The organism is Streptomyces sp. NPDC003697 (genome assembly GCF_053587115.1).
Map to the genome: position 1 here is coordinate 1 of NZ_JBSFNN010000054.1, position 18,677 is coordinate 18,677.

Genomic DNA, 18,677 nt, shown 5'->3' on the forward strand with positions numbered 1-18,677 from the left:
GCTTGCGCGTGGTGGGGGGGGGGGGGGGGGGCCGCGGGGGGGGGGGGGGGGGGCGGGGGGGGGGGGGGGGGGCCCCGGGGGGCGGGCCGGTCGGTCGTTGTCACGGGGGAGCGACCGACCGGTCTCCGTACCGGCCCTACTTCAGGTACGCGAGGCCCGGGTGGACGGCCGTGTAGCCGTCGACGAGGCGCCTGGCGACACCGACCGAGTCGACGAGCGGGTGCAGGGCGAAGGCCTTCACCGCCGTGGCACGGGACCCCGACGCCGCGGCCGCCAGCACCTCGCGCTCGACCGCCTTCACCGCGCAGACCAGTCCGGCGGCGTGACCGGGCAGCGGGTCCACGGCGACCGGGTGCGCCCCGTTCGCGTCGACCAGGCACGGGACCTCGACGACCGCCTCGGCGTCCAGCACCGTCAGGGTCGAGCGGTTGCGGACGTTGAGGATCAGCGTGGTGCGTTCGTCGCGGGCGACGGCCCGCATCAGCGCCAGCGCGACATTCTCGTAGCCGCCGCCCGACAGGTCCTCGGCGTCCCGCTCGCCCGCGCCCGCGCTGTCGCGGTTCTCCGCCATGTAGGTGGCCTCCCGCTCGGCGCGGGTGCGGTCCCAGACGGCCAGGGCGTCCGCGTCCGGCTTGCGGAGCTCCTCGTAGAACCGGGCCTGCTGGTCGCGCAGGAAGGCACCGCGGGTGTGCTCGGCCTCCTGGTGGGCCCGGACGGTCTCGCGGCCGAAGTAGTAGTAGTGCAGGTACTCGTTGGGCACCGCCCCGAGCGACCGCAGCCACTCGGTGCCGAAGAGCCTGCCCTCCTCGAAGGACGTGAGAAGCTCCGGGTCGGCGAGCAGGCGCGGCAGTTGGTCGCGGCCGTCGACGCGCAGGCCGCGCACCCAGCCCAGGTGATTGAGGCCGGCGTAGTCGATCCAGGCCCGGTCCGGGTCCACGCCGAGCACGCGGGCGATACGGCGGCCGAGCCCGACCGGCGAGTCGCAGATGCCGATGACGCGGTCGCCGAGGTACCGGGACATGGCCTCGGTGACCAGGCCGGCCGGGTTGGTGAAGTTGATGACCCAGGCGCCGGGAGCCAGCCGGGCCACCCGGCGCGCGATGTCGACGGCCACGGGGACGGTGCGCAGGCCGTAGGCGATGCCGCCCGCGCCGACCGTCTCCTGGCCGAGGACGCCCTCGGCGAGGGCGATGCGCTCGTCGTCGGCGCGCCCCTGCAGGCCGCCGACGCGGATCGCGGAGAACACGAAGTCGGCGCCGCGCAGCGCCTCGTCCAGGTCGGTCGTGACGGTCACCTCGGGCGCGTCGGGCACCCCCGCCGCCTGCTCGGCCAGCACCCGGCGCACAGCGGAGAGCCGGCCGGCGTCCACGTCGTGCAGCACGACCGCCGTGACCCGGCCCTCGGCGCGGTCCCGCAGCAGCGCGCCGTACACCAGCGGCACCCGGAATCCGCCACCGCCCAGAATCGTCAGCCTCACGCCTGCACCTTAGAGGCCGCCGCGACCGGTGATCCAGCGCGGTGGCGCCCCCGCGCCTCCGCGGCCCCTGCGCTGCCCCTCCCCGGCCTGCCGGTGGGCCTGGGCTGCCCTGCGCCGGAGGTGCGCGCCCCCGGCCGCTGTTCCGGCCCGGTGCGGCCCCTGCCTGTCACCCGCCCGGGCGAGGCCGCCCCCTTCAGCCGTCCGGGACGCCGCGTCCTGCCCCGCCGGCCGCGCGTCTGGACGTTCACTGCCTGAACTCCCGTATGCCGCACGGACTTTCTCGGCTTCACCTCTTGACCGCGGAGGCGGCGGAGAGCACATTGAGCCCGCAACCATCGCATGAGAGCGCTCTCAAGACCGTTCTGAGCGCCCTCCTGCGAGGCACCCGCGCATCAGCCCCGTACCCGAGAGGCCCCCACATGAGCAGATCCTCCGGCACACCGTCCGCCGCGCCCGGCGGACGGCGTCCCCTGCGGCGCGCGCTCGTCGCCGTCATCGGCACGCTCGGTCTCGCGGCGGCCGCCGCGACCGCCGCCACCCTCCCCGCGAACGCCTCCGCGCCGACGCCCCCGTCGGGCTGGACGCAGGTCTTCCTGGACGACTTCGACGGGGCGGCCGGCTCCGGCGTCAACACCACCAACTGGCAGTACGACACCGGCACGTCGTATCCGGGCGGCGCCCCCAACTGGGGTACCGGCGAGGTCGAGACGATGACCTCCAGCACCAGCAACGTCGCGCTCGACGGCAACGGCAACCTGCAGATCACCCCGCGCCGCGACGCCTCCGGCCACTGGACGTCGGGCCGCATCGAGACCCGGCGCACCGACTTCCAGCCCCCGTCCGGCGGCAAGCTGCGCGTCCAGGCCCGCATCCAGATGCCGAACGTCACGGGCGCCGCCGCCAAGGGGTACTGGCCCGCGTTCTGGATGCTGGGCGCGCCGTTCCGGGGCAACTACCAGAACTGGCCGGCCGTCGGCGAGCTGGACGTCATGGAGAACGTGCAGGGCCTCAACACCGACTGGGCCACGATGCACTGCGGCACCAACCCCGGCGGGCCGTGCAACGAGACCTCGGGCATCGGCGGTTCGACCTCCTGTGCGGGCACGACGTGTCAGGCCGGTTTCCACACCTACTCGATGGAGTGGGACAGGTCGACCGGCCCCGAGGAGATCCGCTTCTACCTCGACGGCGTCAACTTCCACACCGTGCGGGCCAACCAGGTCGACGCCACGACGTGGGCGAACGCCACGAACCACGGTTACTTCGTCATCCTGAACGTGGCGATGGGGGGCGGCTTCCCGGGCGCGTTCGGCGGAGGCCCCGACGGCGGGACCGAGCCCGGCCACCCGATGGTCGTCGACTACGTCCAGGTGCTGCAGTCCTCCGGGGGCGGCCCCACCACGCCGCCGCCGTCCGGCAACCGGGACGCCTACGGCACCATCCAGGCCGAGTCCTACGACAGCCAGTCCGGGGTGGGCACCGAGGCCACCTCGGACACCGGCGGCGGCCTGAACCTCTCCTCCCTGGCGAACGGCGACTGGGCCCTGTACAAGGGCGTCAACTTCGGCTCCACGGCGGCCCGGCAGTTCTCCGCACGGGTGGCCGGCGGCGCGGCAGCCGGCGTCAGCGGGCTGGTCGAGGTGCGCCTGGACAGCCGTTCCAACGCCCCCGTCGGCAGCTTCGCGGTGGGTGACACCGGCGGCTGGCAGTCGTGGCGGACCGTCCCGGCGAACATCAGCCCGGTGACCGGGACGCACGACGTGTACCTCACCTTCACGAGCGGCCAGCCGGCGGACTTCGTCAACGTCAACTGGTTCACCTTCGGGCACTGACCGGCGCACCCGGCGACCAGCCCGGGCCGGCACCGGCCCCTCGGCACCGACCGCGACCGCCCGCCCCCGGCGGCCGGCGCCGGTCGGTGCCGCACCTTCCGGGAGGGCTCCCCCTCGGCGCGCACGGGCCTGCCGGACGGACGGGCCCCACACCCGGGTGTGGGGCCCGTCGCCGTGTGCGGAGCTCAGCGCAGCTCCGCCCGGAAGGCCACCGGGGTCTGCCCCGTGTGCAGCTGGAAGAACTTGGAGAAGTTGGCGGCGTCGGGGAAGCCCACGGCAGCGCCGACGCGACCGATCGGCAGGTCGGTGTGGGCGAGGAGGCGCTTGGCCTCCAGGACGACGCGTTTGTCGATGAAGCCCTTCGGTGTCTCGCCGGTGGCGGCGCGCACGGCACGGACGAGGGTGCGGCGGGAGTAGCCGAGGGCGTCGGCGTAGGCGCTGACGCTGTGGTTGACGGGGAAGTCCTGCTCGACCGCGTCGCGGAAGCGGGTGAACGTCGTGTCGGCCTGCTCCCCGACCGCCTTCCCCGAGCTCGCCGCGAGATGGGCGAGGCGCAGCAGGAACGCCGTGAGCGAGTGGCGCAGGACGGCGGTGTGCAGGCTCAGGGGCAGGGTGGTGGTGTCCTCGTACTCGCGCCGCAGCTGGGTGAGCGCCGCCAGCAGGGCCTCGCGCTGCGCCTCGTCGGGGTGCAGCAGGGGCGGCAGGTCGTAGCGGTAGAGGCCGGTGGCCTCCACCGTGGCACGCGGCAGGAAGCCGGGCTGCATGGTCAGCACGGTTCCGCGGTACTCGCCCGTCCTGGAGAAGCGGTGGACCTGCCCTGGGCGGATCCACAGCACGTCGCCCGCCCCGGCCTCGTACTCGGCGAAGTCGATCATGTGCCGCACGGGGCCGCCGCTGAAGAGCATGACCACATGGAAGTCGATGCGGTGGACGCGGTGCAGGGGCGCGTCGGCGTGCCAGGTGCGGTCGGGTCCCATCGGGCCGACCTGCATGCCGACACCGCAGACGCTGAGGTCGACCGGAAAGGGGAAGGTCCTGATCCCGCCACCGTCTGTGTCCGTGCCCTCGCCGGCGCCCGTGCCGCCCCCCGCGGGGGCGGTCCCTGCGGCGCCCGCGGGCGTGGGCGCGCCGCCCCTCCGGCCTGCGCCTCCGCCCCCGTCCGCGCCATGCAGCGTTTCGTCCGCCATGTCCTTCTCGTGCCGCCTTGATCAGGCGCTGAGCCGTCAGCGTGTCCCACTTTCACCACAGGCTGACACACGAAGACCTTTCCCGAAAAAAGTCAGACTTTTAGATTCGAACGCGTCCGGCCCGCATACCGTCTCCATCCGAGGATTTCTTGAAGATGAGCACGCAGACACCCAGCCACCTGGAGTGGACCGATCTCGACCGGCGTGCCGTCGACACCGCGCGCCTGCTGGCCGCCGATGCCGTCCAGAAGGTGGGCAACGGCCACCCCGGCACCGCCATGGCCCTCGCGCCCGCCGCGTACACGCTCTTTCAGAAGGTGATGCGTCACGACCCGGCCGACCCGGAGTGGACCGGCCGCGACCGCTTCGTCCTCTCCCCCGGCCACGCCTCGCTCACCCTGTACACGCAGCTCTACCTGGCCGGCTACGAGCTGGAGCTGGACGACCTGAAGGCCTTCCGCACCCACGGCTCGAAGACGCCTGGTCACCCGGAGTACGGGCATACGGCCGGTGTGGAGACCACCACGGGACCGCTCGGCCAGGGCGCCGCCAACGCCGTCGGCATGGCCATGGCCGCTCGCTACGAGCGCGGCCTGTTCGACCCGGACGCCCCCGAGGGCGAGTCCCCCTTCGACCACACCATCTGGGCCATCGTCTCCGACGGCGACCTGCAGGAGGGCGTCTCCGCGGAGGCGTCGTCGTTGGCCGGCCACCAGAGGCTCGGCAACCTCGTCTTCCTCTACGACGACAACCACATCTCCATCGAGGGCGACACGGCCACCGCGTTCTCCGAGGACGTGCTGAAGCGCTACGAGGCCTACGGCTGGCACGTGCAGCGGATCGAGCCGGCGGACAACGGCGACGTCGACGTGCAGTCGCTGTACGCGGCGCTGAGGGCCGCGCAGGCAGAGACCGGGCGCCCTTCCATCATCGCGATGCGCACGATCATCGCCTGGCCGGCACCGCACGCGCAGAACACCGAGGCCGCCCACGGCTCGGCGCTCGGCGAGGACGAGGTCGCCGCCACCAAGCGCGTCCTCGGCTTCGACCCGGAGCGCTCCTTCCAGGTCGACGACGACGTCCTGGCCCACACCCGCCGGGCCCTGGACCGGGGCGCCGAGGCGCACGCGGCCTGGGACAAGCAGCTCGACGCCTGGCGCGACGCGCAGCCCGAGCGCGCGCAGCTGCTGGACCGGATCGTCGCCGGGAAGCTGCCCGGCGGCTGGGAGGACGCCCTGCCGGTCTTCGAGGAGGGCAAGGCGGTGGCCACCCGAGCCGCTTCCGGCAAGGTGCTGCAGGCGCTCGGCGAGGTGATCCCCGAGCTGTGGGGCGGCTCCGCCGACCTGGCCGGCTCCAACAACACCACCATCGACAAGACGTCGTCGTTCCTGCCGAAGGGCAACCCGTTGCCGGGGGCCGATCCGTACGGGCGGACCATCCACTTCGGCATCCGCGAGTTCTCCATGGCCGCGGAGATGAACGGCATCGCCCTGCACGGCAACACCCGTATCTACGGCGGCACCTTCCTGGTGTTCTCCGACTACATGCGCAACGCCGTCCGCATGTCGGCACTCATGCAACTGCCGGTGACCTACGTGTGGACGCACGACTCCATCGGCCTGGGCGAGGACGGCCCGACCCACCAGCCGGTCGAGCACCTGGCCTCGCTGCGCGCGATCCCCGGCCTGAACGTCGTCCGCCCGGCCGACGCCAACGAGACAGCGGCGGCCTGGGGCGAGATCCTCAAGCGGCACTCCACCCACCCGGCCCCGCACGGCCTCGCCCTGACCCGCCAGGGCGTGCCGACGTACGCGCCGAACCCGGACGCCGCCCGGGGCGGCTACGTCCTGCGCGACTCCTCCACGGGCACGGTCGACGTGGTCCTGATCGCCACCGGCTCCGAGGTGCAGCTCGCCGTGGCCGCCCAGGAGCGGCTGGAGGCCGAGGGCATCGGCGCCCGGGTGGTGTCGATGCCGTCCGTGGAGTGGTTCGAGGAGCAGCCGCGCGAGTACCGCGAGGACGTGCTCCCGCCGTCCGTGAAGGCGCGCGTCGCCGTCGAGGCGGGTATCGCCCTGACCTGGTACCGCTTCGTCGGGGACGCGGGACGCGTCGTCTCCCTCGAGCACTTCGGCGCGTCCGCCGACGCCGAGACCCTGTTCGCCGAGTTCGGCTTCACCCCCGAGAACGTCGCCGCCGCAGCCCGGGAATCGCTGGCTGCCGCGCGCGGTTGATCCGATCGCCAGTAAGGAAGATGATCACAGTGACCGAAGCAACCGCCACCGCGGGAGCACTCAAGCGCCTTGCCGACGAGGGCGTCTCGATCTGGCTGGACGACCTGTCGCGCGGGCGGATCACCTCGGGCAACCTGGCCGAGCTGGTCGAGAGCGGTTCCGTCGTCGGCGTCACCACCAACCCGTCGATCTTCCAGGCCGCCATCGGCTCGGGAGCGGGGTCCACCGCGTCGGGTGCGGCCGGGAATGCGGGAGGCTACGACGAGCAGCTCGCCGATCTGGCGGTGCGGGGCGTCACGGCCGAGGAGGCCGTGCGCATGATGACCACCGCCGACGTGCGTGCCGCCGCCGACGTCCTGCGCCCGGTGTACGACGCCACCGGCGGCCGGGACGGGCGGGTGTCCATCGAGGTCGACCCCCGCCTCGCCCACGACACGCGGGCGACCGTCGCCGAGGCCCGGCAGCTGGCCTGGCTGGTGGACCGGCCCAACGTCATGATCAAGATCCCCGCGACCCGGGAGGGCCTGCCGGCCGTCACCGAGGTGGTCGGCCTCGGCATCAGCGTCAACGTCACGCTGATCTTCTCCCTGGAGCGCTACCGCGAGGTGATGGACGCCTACCTCGCCGGCCTGGAGAAGGCGAGGGCCGCGGGGGTAGACCTGTCGACGGTCCACTCCGTCGCCTCGTTCTTCGTCTCACGCGTCGACAGCGAGGTCGACAAGCGGCTGACGCTGCTCGGCACGGACGAGGCGCTCGGTCTGAAGGGGAGGGCCGCGCTGGCGAACGCGCGGCTGGCCTACCAGGCCTACGAGGAGGTCTTCGCCGGTGAGCGCTGGCTCGCCCTGGCCTCCGCCGGTGCCAACGCGCAGCGTCCGCTGTGGGCGTCGACCGGGGTGAAGGACCCGGCGTACAAGGACACCCTGTACGTGGACGAGCTGGTCGCGCCGGGCACGGTCAACACGATGCCGCAGGCCACCCTCGACGCCACCGCCGACCACGGCGACATCCGGGGGGACACGGTGACCGGCGGTTACGAGCAGGCGCGCGCCGACCTCGCGGCGGTGGAGGCGCTCGGCATCTCCTACGACGAGGTCGTGCGGCAGCTCGAGGACGAGGGCGTCGCCAAGTTCGAGAAGGCCTGGCAGGACCTGCTGGTCACGGTGACGAAGTCGCTCGACAGCAAGGGAGTTGACGCGGAATGAGCAAGAAGCCCGCCCAGGCGGCGGCCGCGAAGGCCGCCGAGGCCACGGAATCCCCCGAGGCCACGGAGTCCGCCGAGGCCGCCGGAACCCCCCAGGCGGCGCAGGCGCGCGAGGCCGAGGGCACGCCCGAGGCGTCCCCCGAGGCGTCCCCCGAGGCGACACAGGCCGCCAGGGCCGCGGGGAACCAGGACGCGTCCGCGTCGGACGACGGCGCCGCGAAGGCCCGCGCGCCGAAGGCCGACGTGCGCCTGCCCCTCGTGCCCGCCACCGACTGGGTGAATCCCCTGCGGGACCCCGCCGACCGCCGGCTGCCCCGCATCGCCGGACCGTCCGGTCTCGTCATCTTCGGCGTCACCGGCGACCTGTCCCGCAAGAAGCTCATGCCCGCCGTCTACGACCTCGCCAACCGCGGGCTGCTGCCGCCGGGCTTCTCCCTCGTCGGCTTCGCCCGGCGTGACTGGGAGGACCAGGACTTCGCGGAGGTCGTGCACGACGCCGTCAAGGAGCACGCCCGCACGCCGTTCCGCGAGGAGGTCTGGCAGCAGCTCGCCGAGGGCATGCGGTTCGTCCCCGGCGACTTCGACGACGACACCGCGTTCAAGCAGCTGCGGAAGGCCGTCGAGGAGCTGGACGCCTCCCGGGGCACCGGCGGCAACTTCGCGTTCTACCTCTCCGTGCCGCCGAAGTTCTTCCCCAAGGTCGTGCAGCAGCTGAAGAAGCACGGTCTGGCGGACGCGCCGCCGGGCTCCTGGCGGCGGGCGGTGATCGAGAAGCCGTTCGGCCACGACCTGCGCAGCGCCCGCGAGCTGAACCGGATCGTGCACGAGGTCTTCGACCCCGACCAGGTCTTCCGCATCGACCACTACCTGGGCAAGGAGACCGTCCAGAACATCCTGGCGCTGCGCTTCGCCAACCAGATGTACGAGCCGGTGTGGAACCGCAGCTACGTCGACCACGTGCAGATCACGATGGCCGAGGACATCGGCATCGGCGGCCGCGCCGGCTACTACGACGGCATCGGCGCCGCCCGCGACGTCATCCAGAACCACCTGCTGCAGCTGATGGCGCTGACGGCGATGGAGGAGCCCATCGCCTTCGACGCGGAGGCACTGCTCACCGAGAAGCTGAAGGTACTCAAGTCGGTGCAGCTGCCCGATGACCTGGGCGCCCACACCGTGCGCGCCCAGTACGCCGAGGGCTGGCAGGGCGGCAAGCGGGTCCCGGGGTATCTCCAGGAGGAGGGCATCGACCCGCACTCGAAGACCGACACCTACGCGGCGGTCAAGCTGGAGATCGACAACCGGCGCTGGGCCGGCATCCCGTTCTACCTGCGCACGGGCAAGCGGCTCGGCCGCCGCGTCACGGAGATCGCGGTCATCTTCCAGCGCGCCCCGCACTCCCCGTTCGACTCCACGGCCACCGAGGAACTCGGCCAGAACGCGATCGTGATCCGCGTCCAGCCGGACGAGGGCATGACGGTGCGGTTCGGCTCGAAGGTGCCGGGCACCTCCATGGAGCTCCGCGACGTGACCATGGACTTCGCCTACGGCGAGTCCTTCACGGAGTCCAGCCCGGAGGCGTACGAGCGGCTCATCCTCGACGTGCTGCTCGGCGACGCCAACCTGTTCCCCCGCCACCAGGAGGTGGAAGAGTCCTGGAAGATCCTCGACCCGATCGAGGACTACTGGGACAGGCACGGCAAGCCCGCGCAGTACCCCGCGGGCACGTGGGGACCGCGGGAAGCCGACGAGATGCTCGCACGAGACGGACGGAGCTGGCGCAGGCCATGAAGATCGACCTGACCGACACCACGGCAAGCAAGATCAACAAGGCGCTGGTGCAGGGCCGACGCGCCATCGGAACGCCCGCCGTGGGCATGGTCCTGACGATGGTCATCGTCACGGACGAGGAGAACGCCTACGACGCGCTCAGGGCGGCGGAGGAGGCCTCGCACGAGCACCCCTCGCGCACCCTGGTCGTCATCAAGCGGCACGCCCGCACCCTGCGCGACCGCACCCAGTCCCGGCTGGACGCCGAGGTGCGGGTGGGCTCCGAGGCCGGCACCGGCGAGACGGTCGTGCTGCGGCTGTACGGCGAGGTGACCGACCACGCCGACTCCGTGGTGCTGCCCCTCCTGCTGCCGGACGCGCCGGTCGTCGTGTGGTGGCCGGTGGACGCGCCCGACAACCCCGCCAAGGACCCGCTGGGCGCGCTCGCCCAGCGCAGGATCACCGATCTGTACGCCGTCGAGCATCCGCTGGAGGTGCTCGAGACCCGCGTGCGCTCCTACGCGCCCGGCGACACCGACCTGGCCTGGACCCGCCTGACGCCGTGGCGCTCGATGCTCGCCGCGGCCCTGGACCAGGCCCGGATGGAGGTGACGTCGGCGGCCGTGGAGGCCGAGGCGGACAACCCGAGCGCGGAGCTGCTGGCCCGCTGGCTGGAGGCCCGGCTGGGCGTCACGGCGGACCGTGTCGTCACCGCAGGCCCGGTCGTGACGGCCGTACGGCTCGGCACCGACGCCGGGGACATCGTCATCGACCGGCCCGAGGGACCGCTGGCCACGCTGACCCTCCCGGGCCAGCCGTCGCGCACCCTCGCCCTGAAGGTCCGCCCCACCTCCGAACTGATCGCCGAGGAGCTGCGCCGCCTCGACGCCGACGAGATGTACGCCATCGCCCTGCGGGGCGAGGGCAGCAAGGAGACCGTCTGACATGTCCGACACCCCCCTGCTCAACCGGCGGCCGGAGTGGACCGCCCTGGCGGACCACCGCGCCGGCGCGATGCGGAATCCCAGCCTGCGGGAGCTGTTCGCGGCGGATCCCACGCGCGCGGAACGCTACACGGTGCGCGTCGGTGACCTGCGCCTCGACTACTCCAAGCACCTCGTCAACGACGAGACGCTCGCCCTGCTGCGCGAACTGGCCGCCGCCACCGACGTGTTCGGCCTGCGCGACGCCATGTTCCGCGGCGAGAAGATCAACGTCACCGAGCACCGCGCCGTCCTGCACACCGCGCTGCGCGCCCCCCGCGACGCGGTGGTCGAGGTCGACGGCGAGAACGTCGTCCCCAAGGTGCACGCCGTCCTGGACAAGATGGCCGACTTCGCGCAGCGGGTCCGCTCGGGCGAGTGGACCGGCTACACCGGCAAGCGCATCCGCAACGTCGTCAACATCGGCATCGGCGGCTCCGACCTGGGGCCGGCGATGGCGTACGAGGCGCTGCGCCCGTTCACGGACCGCTCGCTCACGTTCCGGTTCGTCTCCAACGTGGACGGCGCCGACCTGCACGAGGCGGTGCGGGACCTGGACCCGGCGGAGACGCTGTTCATCGTCGCCTCCAAGACGTTCACCACCACCGAGACGATCACCAACGCCACCTCCGCCCGCTCGTGGCTGCTGGCCGGGCTCGGCGAGGAGAAGGCCGTCGCGCGGCACTTCGTCGCCCTGTCGACGAACCGGGAGAAGGTCACCGGGTTCGGCATCGACCCGGACAACATGTTCGAGTTCTGGGACTGGGTCGGCGGCCGCTACTCCTACGACTCCGCCATCGGCCTGTCGCTGATGATCGCCATCGGCCCCGACCGGTTCCGGGAGATGCTCGACGGCTTCCGCATCGTCGACGACCACTTCCGCAACGCGCCCGCCGAGGCCAACGCCCCGCTGATCATCGGCCTGCTGGGCATCTGGTACAACAACTTCCACGACGCGCAGACGCACGCGGTGCTGCCGTACTCGCACTACCTGTCGAAGTTCACCACCTACCTCCAGCAGCTGGACATGGAGTCCAACGGCAAGTCGGTGCAGCGCGACGGGACGCCCGTCCAGTGGCAGACCGGGCCGGTGGTGTGGGGCACTCCCGGCACCAACGGCCAGCACGCGTACTACCAGTTGCTCCACCAGGGCACCAAGCTCGTCCCGGCCGACCTGATCGGCTTCGTCAATCCCGTGGACGAGCTCGGCGACGAACTCAAGGCCCAGCACGACCTGCTGATGGCCAACCTGTTCGCACAGGGACAGGCGCTCGCCTTCGGCAAGAGCGCCGAGGAGGTGCGGGCCGAGGGCGTCCCGGAGGAGCAGGTGCCGCACCGCACCTTCCACGGCAACCGCCCCAGCACCACGATCCTCGCCACCGAACTGACCCCGTCGGTCCTCGGCCAGCTCGTCGCGCTGTACGAGCACAAGGTGTTCGTCCAGGGCGCCGTCTGGAACATCGACTCCTTCGACCAGTGGGGCGTGGAGCTGGGCAAGGTCCTCGCCAAGCGGGTCGAACCCGCCCTGAGGGAGGGCGCCGACGTCCCCGGCCTCGACCCGTCCACCGCCGCCCTGGTTGCCGCCTACCGCTCGCTCAGGAAGAAGTGAACCCAATGCAGCTCGGACTCATCGGCCTCGGCAAGATGGGCGGCAACATGCGGGAGCGCCTCCGCAAGGCCGGCCACACCGTCGTCGGCTACGACCGCAACCCGTCCGTCTCCGACGTCGGCAGCCTGGCCGACCTCGTCGACAAGCTCGAAGCACCCCGAACGGTCTGGGTGATGGTCCCCGCGGGCGCCGCCACCCAGAGCGTCATAGACGAGCTGGCGAACCTGCTCGGCCCCGGCGACATCGTCGTCGACGGCGGCAACTCCCGGTGGACGGACGACGAGAAGCACGCCAAGGAGCTGGGCGCGCGGGGCATCGGCTTCGTCGACGCCGGCGTCTCCGGCGGCGTGTGGGGCCTGGAGAACGGCTACGCCCTGATGGTCGGCGGCGACAAGGAACACGTCGAGCGGCTCCGGCCGATCTTCGACGCCCTCAAGCCGCAGGGCCCCTACGGCTACGTCCACGCGGGCAGGGTGGGCGCCGGCCACTTCGCGAAGATGGTCCACAACGGCATCGAGTACGCCATGATGCAGGCCTACGCCGAGGGCTGGGAGCTGCTGGAGGCCGCGGACTCGGTGACCGACGTCCGCGAGGTCTTCCGCTCCTGGCAGGAGGGCACGGTCATCCGCTCCTGGCTGCTGGACCTGGCCGTCCACGCCCTCGACGATGACGAGCACCTGCACAAGCTGCGGGGCTACGCGGAGGACTCCGGCGAGGGCCGGTGGACGGTGGAGGCGGCCATCGACAAGGCCGTGCCGCTCCCGGCCATCACCGCCTCCGTCTTCGCCCGGTTCGCCTCCCGCCAACCGGACTCCCCGCAGATGAAGATGGTCGCCGCCCTGCGCAACCAGTTCGGGGGCCACGCGGTCGAGGCGGCGAAGAACGACTAGTGCCGCACAGGCGGCGGAGGCGCTCGGCGCGGTGGGGCGGGATGCCCTGCCGCGCCGAGCGCGCGGCGAGGACCGCCGGCCCCGCCAAGTGGGTCCGCGGTGGTGCCGGGGCCGGCGACCTCACCCGGCGCGGCGCGCCGGAGCCTCATCGTGGGGGGCGTCGGGCGTGCTGGGCTGCCAGGCGGACCGGGGCGTTCGCGGCGCCGTAGCCGCGGTGGCCGGCGTCCCGCTGGACGAGTTCGAAGAAGACGCGGCCGATGGTCTCGGTGTAGCAGTGCCGGAAGGCGCCGCCCTGGTCACGGTCGTACAGGATGTTCAGCTCGCGGTAGGTGTCCAGTTCCTCCGGCGGCAGGTCGTGGCGGGCCGCCAGGTCGTCGTAGTAGTTCGCGGGAACGGCCAGCAGCCGGCCGCCGGCCTCGGTGAAGCGGCGGGCGGCGGCGACCACGTCGCCGGTGGCCAGTGCGATGTGCTGGGCGTGGACGGTGTCGTCGACGGGTGCCGCGCCGACGCTGAGGGCGATGCGGACGCTGCCGTCGGCGTTGGTCACCGCGCGGCTGCGCAGCAGCCCGTAGGGGTCGGCGAGGTCGACGCTCTCCTCGGCGTCCAGACCGAGGACGCTGCGGTGGAAGAGCGCCGCCTCGTCGAAGTGGTGCCAGGGCTGGGTGAGGGCGAGGTGGTCGACACCGGTGACGCCCCCGGTGCCCGGCGCCCGGCCGGTGTCCTCGAAGTCGGCCCGCCAGTCGGGCAGCGCGGGGGCACCGTCCCGTCCGGGGGACGCACAGAAGAAGAGTTCGGTGCCGTCGGGCGCCGCCACCGCCTCGAGCGGGACGTCCCGCGGTGTGCGGCGGCGCGGCAGCACGGGCGCCAGCAGCCCCTCCGCGCGGCGCGCCGCGGCCGCCGGGTCCGGTGACTCCAGTCCGATCGCGGCGAGCCCGGTGCCGCCCCGGCGCACGGCCGGTCCGGTGTTGACCAGGAGGCGCGCGCCGCCCTGCTGCCAGAGGTCCACCGGCTTGCCGTGGTGCCGCGCCGTGCGGGTGAAGCCCAGCGCTTCGAGCACGGCGGCGACCGGTTCGGGGTCGGCCGTGACCAGCTCGGCGAAGGCGACACCGGTGGGAACGACGGGCGCGGGGAGTTCCGCGGCGCCGACGGCTTCCTGCAGGACGAGCAGCGAGCGGTGGGCGTCGACCGCCGTCGGGCCGGCCTCGGCCTGCCGGAAGACGTCGTTGAAGACCTCCAGGGAGAGCGGGCCGTCGTAGCCGGTGCGCAGCACGTGCCGGAGGAGTCCGGCGACGTCGAAGCCGCCCTGCCCGGGGAAGCAGCGGTAGTGGCGGCTCCACTGCAGCACGTCCATCGCGAGCAGCGGGGCGTCCGCCAGCTGGAGGAAGAAGATCTTCTCGCCGGGGATGTCCGCGATGCCCGCGGGGTCGGAGCCGCGGGAGAGGATGTGGAAGCTGTCCAGGCAGGTGCCGAGCGCCGGGTGGTCCGCGGCCTCGACGATGCGCCAGGCGTGGTCGTAGGTGTTGACGTGCCGGCCCCACGCCAGGGCCTCGTAGGCGACGCGGACACCGAAGTCCTGGGCGAGGTCGGCCAGTTCGCTCAGCTGCGCGGCGGCCAGGGCGTCGTCGTCCCGGGCCTCGGGGCAGACGCTGGAGCAGACGAGCACCGTCTCGGCGCCGAGTTCGCGCATCAGCTCGAACTTGTGCCGGGCGCGGCGCAGGTTGCGGGCGAAGCGCCCGGCGGGCACGCCCTCGATGTCCCGCATGGGCTGGTACAGCTCGACGGTGAGGCCGAGGTCGGCGCAGCGGGCGCGGATCTCCCGGGGGGTCAGGGGGCTGGCGAGCAGGTCGTTCTCGAAGATCTCCACGCCGTCGAAGCCGGCCCGGGAGGCGGCCGTGAGTTTCTCCGTGAGGGATCCGCTCAGCGAGACGGTGGCGATGGACGTACGCACGTCGGTACCTCTTCCTGTTCCGGGCCGCGGCCGCTCACCGGTGGCGGGCCGCGACCGGGCCGCCAGTGAGCTCGGCGAGGTCGGCGAGCATCCGGGCGCTGTCGGGTTCCCGCCCGGTGAACAGGCGGAAGGCGTCGGCGGCCTGCAAGGCGGCCATGCCGCCGCCGTCGAGCGTGGCGCAGCCGAGCGCCCGGGCGGTGCGCAGCAGTTCGGTCTCCAGCGGGCGGTAGACCACCTCGGCGACCCACAGGCCGGGGTGCAGCAGACCGGCCGGCAGCGGCAGGCCGGGGTGGGCGGCCATGCCCGTGGGGGTGGCGTGCACGAGGCCGTCGGCGCCGGGGAGCAGGTCCGCCGGCGCGCCGGGTCCGGCGGCCGACGCGCGGCCGGCGCCGAAGTGGCGGTTCAGCGACGCGGCGAGGGCGTCGGCGCGGTCGGGCAGTGCGTCGACGACGGTCAGCCGCGCGGCGCCGAGCGTGAGGAGGGCGTGGGCGACGGCGGCCCCCGCGCCGCCCGCGCCCAGTTGCACCACGTGTTCCAGGGAGGCGTCGGGCAGGCCGCGCGCGAAGGAGGCGGCGAAGCCGGTGACGTCGGTGTTGTGCCCGACGGCCCGGCCGTCCTGCTCGAACACGACGGTGTTGACCGCGCCCAGCGCCTCGGCCTGCGGGGTGAGGGCGTCCAGGTGCCCGGTCACGAGCTGCTTGCAGGGGTGGGTGATGTTGAGCCCGTCGAACCCGAGGCTCCGGGCGGAGCGGACCAGGTCGCCGACGGCCTCGGGCGGGACGCCGAGGGTGTCGAGGTCGAGCAGCCGGTACAGGTAGCGCAGGCCCTGCCGGCCGGCCTCCCGCTCGTGCAGCGCCGGACTGAGTGACGGGCCGATGCCGGAACCGATCAGTCCGACGAGATACGAGTCCTGGGCCACGCGGACCTCCCGAGCTTCCAATGTACGAACCAGTACGTTAGCTATATCAGCCCTGCCGGTGGACCGGAAGACCCTGCCGCGGCCCCACGGCCCTGCTTCTACAATCTCCGGCACTGGCCCTACGCCCGGAGGAACCCGATGACCAGCGTGGACGAACCGGCACGACCGAACGGGCGCATCCGCGACGCCGCCCGGACGAGGGCCGAGATCCTCGACGTGGCCACGCAGGAGTTCGCCCGGGCCGGGTACGACGGGGCCCGCGTGGACGAGATCGCCGCCCGCACCCGCACGACCAAGCGGATGATCTACTACTACTTCGGCGGCAAGGAGCAGCTGTTCACGGCCGTGCTGGAGCGGGCGTACGGGGTCATCCGCGACGTCGAGCAGCAGTTGGACGTCGAGCACCTGGACCCGGTCGCGGCCATCCGCAGGCTGGCGGAGCTGACCTTCGACCACCACGAGCAGCACCCCGACTTCATCCGCCTGGTCAGCATCGAGAACATCCACGAGGCGGAGCACATCGCCGCCTCGGAGGCGCTCGGCAGGATCGGCTCCCCCGCACTCGCCGTGATCCGCCGCATCCTGGCGGCCGGCCAGGAGTCGGGGCTGTTCACCGCCGACGTCGACGCCGTGGACCTGCACGCGATGATCAGCTCGTTCTGCTTCTTCCGGGTCGCCAACCGGCACACCTTCGGCGCCCTGTTCGGCCGCGACCTGGTCGACCCGGACCGGCGCGAGCACTACCGCACCATGCTCGGCGACATGGTGATCGCCTATCTGACGGCCGAGCGCGCCACCGGCTGAGCGCGCGTGCGGACGCCTCCCGGACGGGGCCGCGGGGCGCGACCCCTTGACACGTCGCGGCCACGGGCGCAACATCACTGGCCACCGCCACTAACTACCCAGTGGGTTAATTGCCGGGCCGTTGCGCGCCCGGCCCGGCCGGCCCGTCACCCCAGGGAACCGCCGTCTCCGCTTCCGCCCGCGTTGGAGTCCCCCGAAGGAGCCCCGCCGTGTCCCTCCCCGCCCCGCCCCACGACGCCGCCCCGCCCGGCCAGCCGAAGAAGGCCGCGGCCGCCGCCTGGATCGGCAGCGCCCTGGAGTACTACGACTTCTTCGTCTACGGCAGCGCGGCCGCGCTGGTCTTCCCGAAGGTCTTCTTCGACGCCTCCGACCCGGCCACCGCCACCCTGCTGTCGCTGGCCACCTTCGGCGTCGCCTACGCGGCCCGCCCCCTCGGCGCGCTCTTCCTCGGCCACTTCGGCGACCGCCTGGGCCGCAAGAAGATCATGGTCTTCACGCTGCTGCTGATGGGTCTGTCGACGTTCCTCATCGGCTGTCTGCCCACCCGTGCCCAGGTCGGCACCGCCGCCCCCGTCCTGCTGGTGCTGTGCCGTGTGCTCCAGGGCGTCTCGGCGGCGGGCGAGCAGGCCAGCGCCAGTTCCATGAGCCTGGAGCACGCGCCGGAACACCGGCGCGGCTTCTTCACGAGCTTCACCCTCAGCGGAACCCAGGGCGGCCAGCTGATCGCCACCCTGGTGTTCATCCCCGTCTCCGCCCTGCCCGACGACCAGTTGCTGTCCTGGGGCTGGCGGGTGCCGTTCTGGCTCAGCGTCCTGGTGGCCGTCGCCGGGTACGTCATCCGGCGACGGCTTGCGGAGACGCCCGCGTTCGCCCGGCAGGCCGCGACGGAGGGCGTGGTCCGCCTGCCGCTGGTGGTGCTGATGCGCGAACACTGGGCGGACGTCCTGCGGGTGGTCGCCGGTGCGCTCGTCGCGTCGGTGAGCACGATCTTCACGGTGTGGGCCCTGGCCTACGCGACCAGCGACGCGGTGGGGATGTCCCGCTCGTCGATGCTGTGGCTGGGCGCGCTCGCCAACCTGGTGGCGCTGGCCGTCATTCCGCTGTGGGCCATGCTGTCGGACCGCATCGGCCGCCGCCCGGTGTACGTGATCGGCGCCGCCGGCAGCGCGCTGACGATGTTCCTCTACCTCTGGGCGATCTCCACCGGGTCCTACCCGCTCACGCTGCTCCTCGGGGTGGTCGCGTTCGGCGTCGTCTACAGCGCCGCGAACGGCGTGTGGCCGGCCTTCTACGGCGAGATGTTCTCCACCCGGGTCCGGCTGTCGGGCGTGGCGATCGGCACGCAGACCGGTTTCGCGGTGGCCGGGTTCGCGGTCACCTTCGCCGCCGGGATCGCCGGTCCCGACGGCACGGACTGGTCGGCGGTGGCCCTGTTCACGGCGGCGCTGTGCGTCCCGCCGGTGATCGCCGCGCTCTCGGCCCGCGAGACCCACCGCGTCCCCACCGCGGACCTCGGCGAGCGGAACCGCCGGCCGGCCCGGGACCCGGAGACGGTCTCGGCCTGACCGGCGGACGGCGCCTACCGCCCGCCGCGCCGCGCACCACGCGCCGTCCCCCGCCGCCGTCGCGGCCCCGCCCCACCGCCGCCGGGGCGGGGTCGGCGGTGGGGCGGGGGTCGGCGGTGGGGCGGGGACGGCGCGAGACGGAGCCCGGCGGAGGGGCGGACCCTGCGCCCGGACGGGATCGGCGGTGAGGGGAGCGGGCGCCCGGGGCAGGACCGGCGGGGCGAGGCCGCCCGCCGGGGCAGGACCGGCGGGGCGAGGCCG

General features: G+C 72.9%; 13 protein-coding genes. 9 read left to right on the plus strand and 4 right to left on the minus strand.

What is annotated here, in order from left to right; genetic code table 11:
* Positions 1-136 precede the first annotated feature (136 nt).
* Positions 137-1,477, minus strand: coding sequence for a 6-phospho-beta-glucosidase (locus ACWDNY_RS20905; RefSeq protein ID WP_451647282.1), 1,341 nt, complete (start codon positions 1,475-1,477; stop codon positions 137-139).
* A gap of 419 nt (positions 1,478-1,896) precedes the next feature.
* Here ACWDNY_RS20905 and ACWDNY_RS20910 point away from each other — a divergent pair, with 419 nt between their 5' ends.
* Positions 1,897-3,309, plus strand: a complete 1,413-nt coding sequence (locus ACWDNY_RS20910; RefSeq protein ID WP_451647283.1) for a glycoside hydrolase family 16 protein — start codon at positions 1,897-1,899, stop codon at positions 3,307-3,309.
* A 185-nt stretch (positions 3,310-3,494) separates the two neighbouring features.
* On the opposite strand, the gene ACWDNY_RS20915 is transcribed toward ACWDNY_RS20910, so the two are convergent.
* Complete coding sequence (locus ACWDNY_RS20915; RefSeq protein ID WP_451647284.1) at positions 3,495-4,301, minus strand: AraC family transcriptional regulator; 807 nt, start codon at positions 4,299-4,301, stop codon at positions 3,495-3,497.
* 350 nt (positions 4,302-4,651) lie between these two features.
* On the opposite strand from ACWDNY_RS20915, the gene tkt reads away from it, so the two are divergent.
* From tkt to gnd, 6 genes are read left to right on the plus strand one after another with little or no spacing between them, the layout of a single operon-like run.
* Positions 4,652-6,727, plus strand: coding sequence for a transketolase (gene tkt / locus ACWDNY_RS20920; RefSeq protein WP_451647285.1), 2,076 nt, complete (start codon positions 4,652-4,654; stop codon positions 6,725-6,727).
* Between the two features lie 20 nt (positions 6,728-6,747).
* Positions 6,748-7,929 (plus strand): transaldolase, encoded by a 1,182-nt coding sequence (gene tal / locus ACWDNY_RS20925; protein WP_451647286.1) that lies wholly within the window; start codon positions 6,748-6,750, stop codon positions 7,927-7,929.
* Positions 7,926-9,719 (plus strand): glucose-6-phosphate dehydrogenase, encoded by a 1,794-nt coding sequence (zwf, locus tag ACWDNY_RS20930; protein WP_451647287.1) that lies wholly within the window; start codon positions 7,926-7,928, stop codon positions 9,717-9,719. Before tal ends, zwf begins: the two co-directional genes overlap by 4 nt.
* Positions 9,716-10,642 (plus strand): glucose-6-phosphate dehydrogenase assembly protein OpcA, encoded by a 927-nt coding sequence (gene opcA, locus ACWDNY_RS20935; RefSeq protein WP_451647288.1) that lies wholly within the window; start codon positions 9,716-9,718, stop codon positions 10,640-10,642. The genes zwf and opcA overlap by 4 nt, the downstream gene beginning before the upstream one ends.
* Position 10,643: 1 nt before the next feature.
* Positions 10,644-12,290, plus strand: a complete 1,647-nt coding sequence (pgi, locus tag ACWDNY_RS20940) for a glucose-6-phosphate isomerase (RefSeq protein ID WP_451647289.1) — start codon at positions 10,644-10,646, stop codon at positions 12,288-12,290.
* Between the two features lie 5 nt (positions 12,291-12,295).
* Positions 12,296-13,180: a phosphogluconate dehydrogenase (NAD(+)-dependent, decarboxylating) gene (gene gnd, locus ACWDNY_RS20945; protein ID WP_451647290.1), complete on the plus strand. Its 885-nt coding sequence runs from the start codon at positions 12,296-12,298 to the stop codon at positions 13,178-13,180.
* 145 nt (positions 13,181-13,325) lie between these two features.
* Here gnd and ACWDNY_RS20950 read toward each other — a convergent pair whose 3' ends face one another.
* Positions 13,326-15,128, minus strand: a complete 1,803-nt coding sequence (locus ACWDNY_RS20950) for a bifunctional sugar phosphate isomerase/epimerase/4-hydroxyphenylpyruvate dioxygenase family protein (protein WP_451647291.1) — start codon at positions 15,126-15,128, stop codon at positions 13,326-13,328.
* 34 nt (positions 15,129-15,162) lie between these two features.
* Positions 15,163-16,047 (minus strand): shikimate dehydrogenase, encoded by an 885-nt coding sequence (locus ACWDNY_RS20955; RefSeq protein WP_451647292.1) that lies wholly within the window; start codon positions 16,045-16,047, stop codon positions 15,163-15,165.
* A gap of 138 nt (positions 16,048-16,185) precedes the next feature.
* Here ACWDNY_RS20955 and ACWDNY_RS20960 point away from each other — a divergent pair, with 138 nt between their 5' ends.
* Both ACWDNY_RS20960 and ACWDNY_RS20965 read left to right on the plus strand, forming a co-directional pair.
* A complete protein-coding gene (locus ACWDNY_RS20960; RefSeq protein WP_451647293.1) occupies positions 16,186-16,851 on the plus strand; it encodes a TetR/AcrR family transcriptional regulator in 666 nt (221 codons plus the stop codon).
* A gap of 209 nt (positions 16,852-17,060) precedes the next feature.
* Positions 17,061-18,416: an MFS transporter gene (locus ACWDNY_RS20965; RefSeq protein ID WP_451647294.1), complete on the plus strand. Its 1,356-nt coding sequence runs from the start codon at positions 17,061-17,063 to the stop codon at positions 18,414-18,416.
* Positions 18,417-18,677: the final 261 nt, after the last annotated feature.

Excerpts from the sequence above, each read along its gene's own strand:
- tal (WP_451647286.1), top strand. The coding sequence starts at position 6,748 with ATGATCACAGTGACCGAAGCAACCGCCACCGCGGGAGCACTCAAGCGC.
- tkt (WP_451647285.1), top strand. The coding sequence starts at position 4,652 with ATGAGCACGCAGACACCCAGCCACCTGGAGTGGACCGATCTCGACCGG.
- opcA (WP_451647288.1), top strand. The coding sequence starts at position 9,716 with ATGAAGATCGACCTGACCGACACCACGGCAAGCAAGATCAACAAGGCG.
- zwf (WP_451647287.1), top strand. The coding sequence starts at position 7,926 with ATGAGCAAGAAGCCCGCCCAGGCGGCGGCCGCGAAGGCCGCCGAGGCC.
- ACWDNY_RS20910 (WP_451647283.1), top strand. The coding sequence starts at position 1,897 with ATGAGCAGATCCTCCGGCACACCGTCCGCCGCGCCCGGCGGACGGCGT.
- gnd (WP_451647290.1), top strand. The coding sequence starts at position 12,296 with ATGCAGCTCGGACTCATCGGCCTCGGCAAGATGGGCGGCAACATGCGG.
- ACWDNY_RS20960 (WP_451647293.1), top strand. The coding sequence starts at position 16,186 with ATGACCAGCGTGGACGAACCGGCACGACCGAACGGGCGCATCCGCGAC.
- ACWDNY_RS20915 (WP_451647284.1), bottom strand. The coding sequence starts at position 4,301 with ATGCAGGTCGGCCCGATGGGACCCGACCGCACCTGGCACGCCGACGCG.
- pgi (WP_451647289.1), top strand. The coding sequence starts at position 10,644 with ATGTCCGACACCCCCCTGCTCAACCGGCGGCCGGAGTGGACCGCCCTG.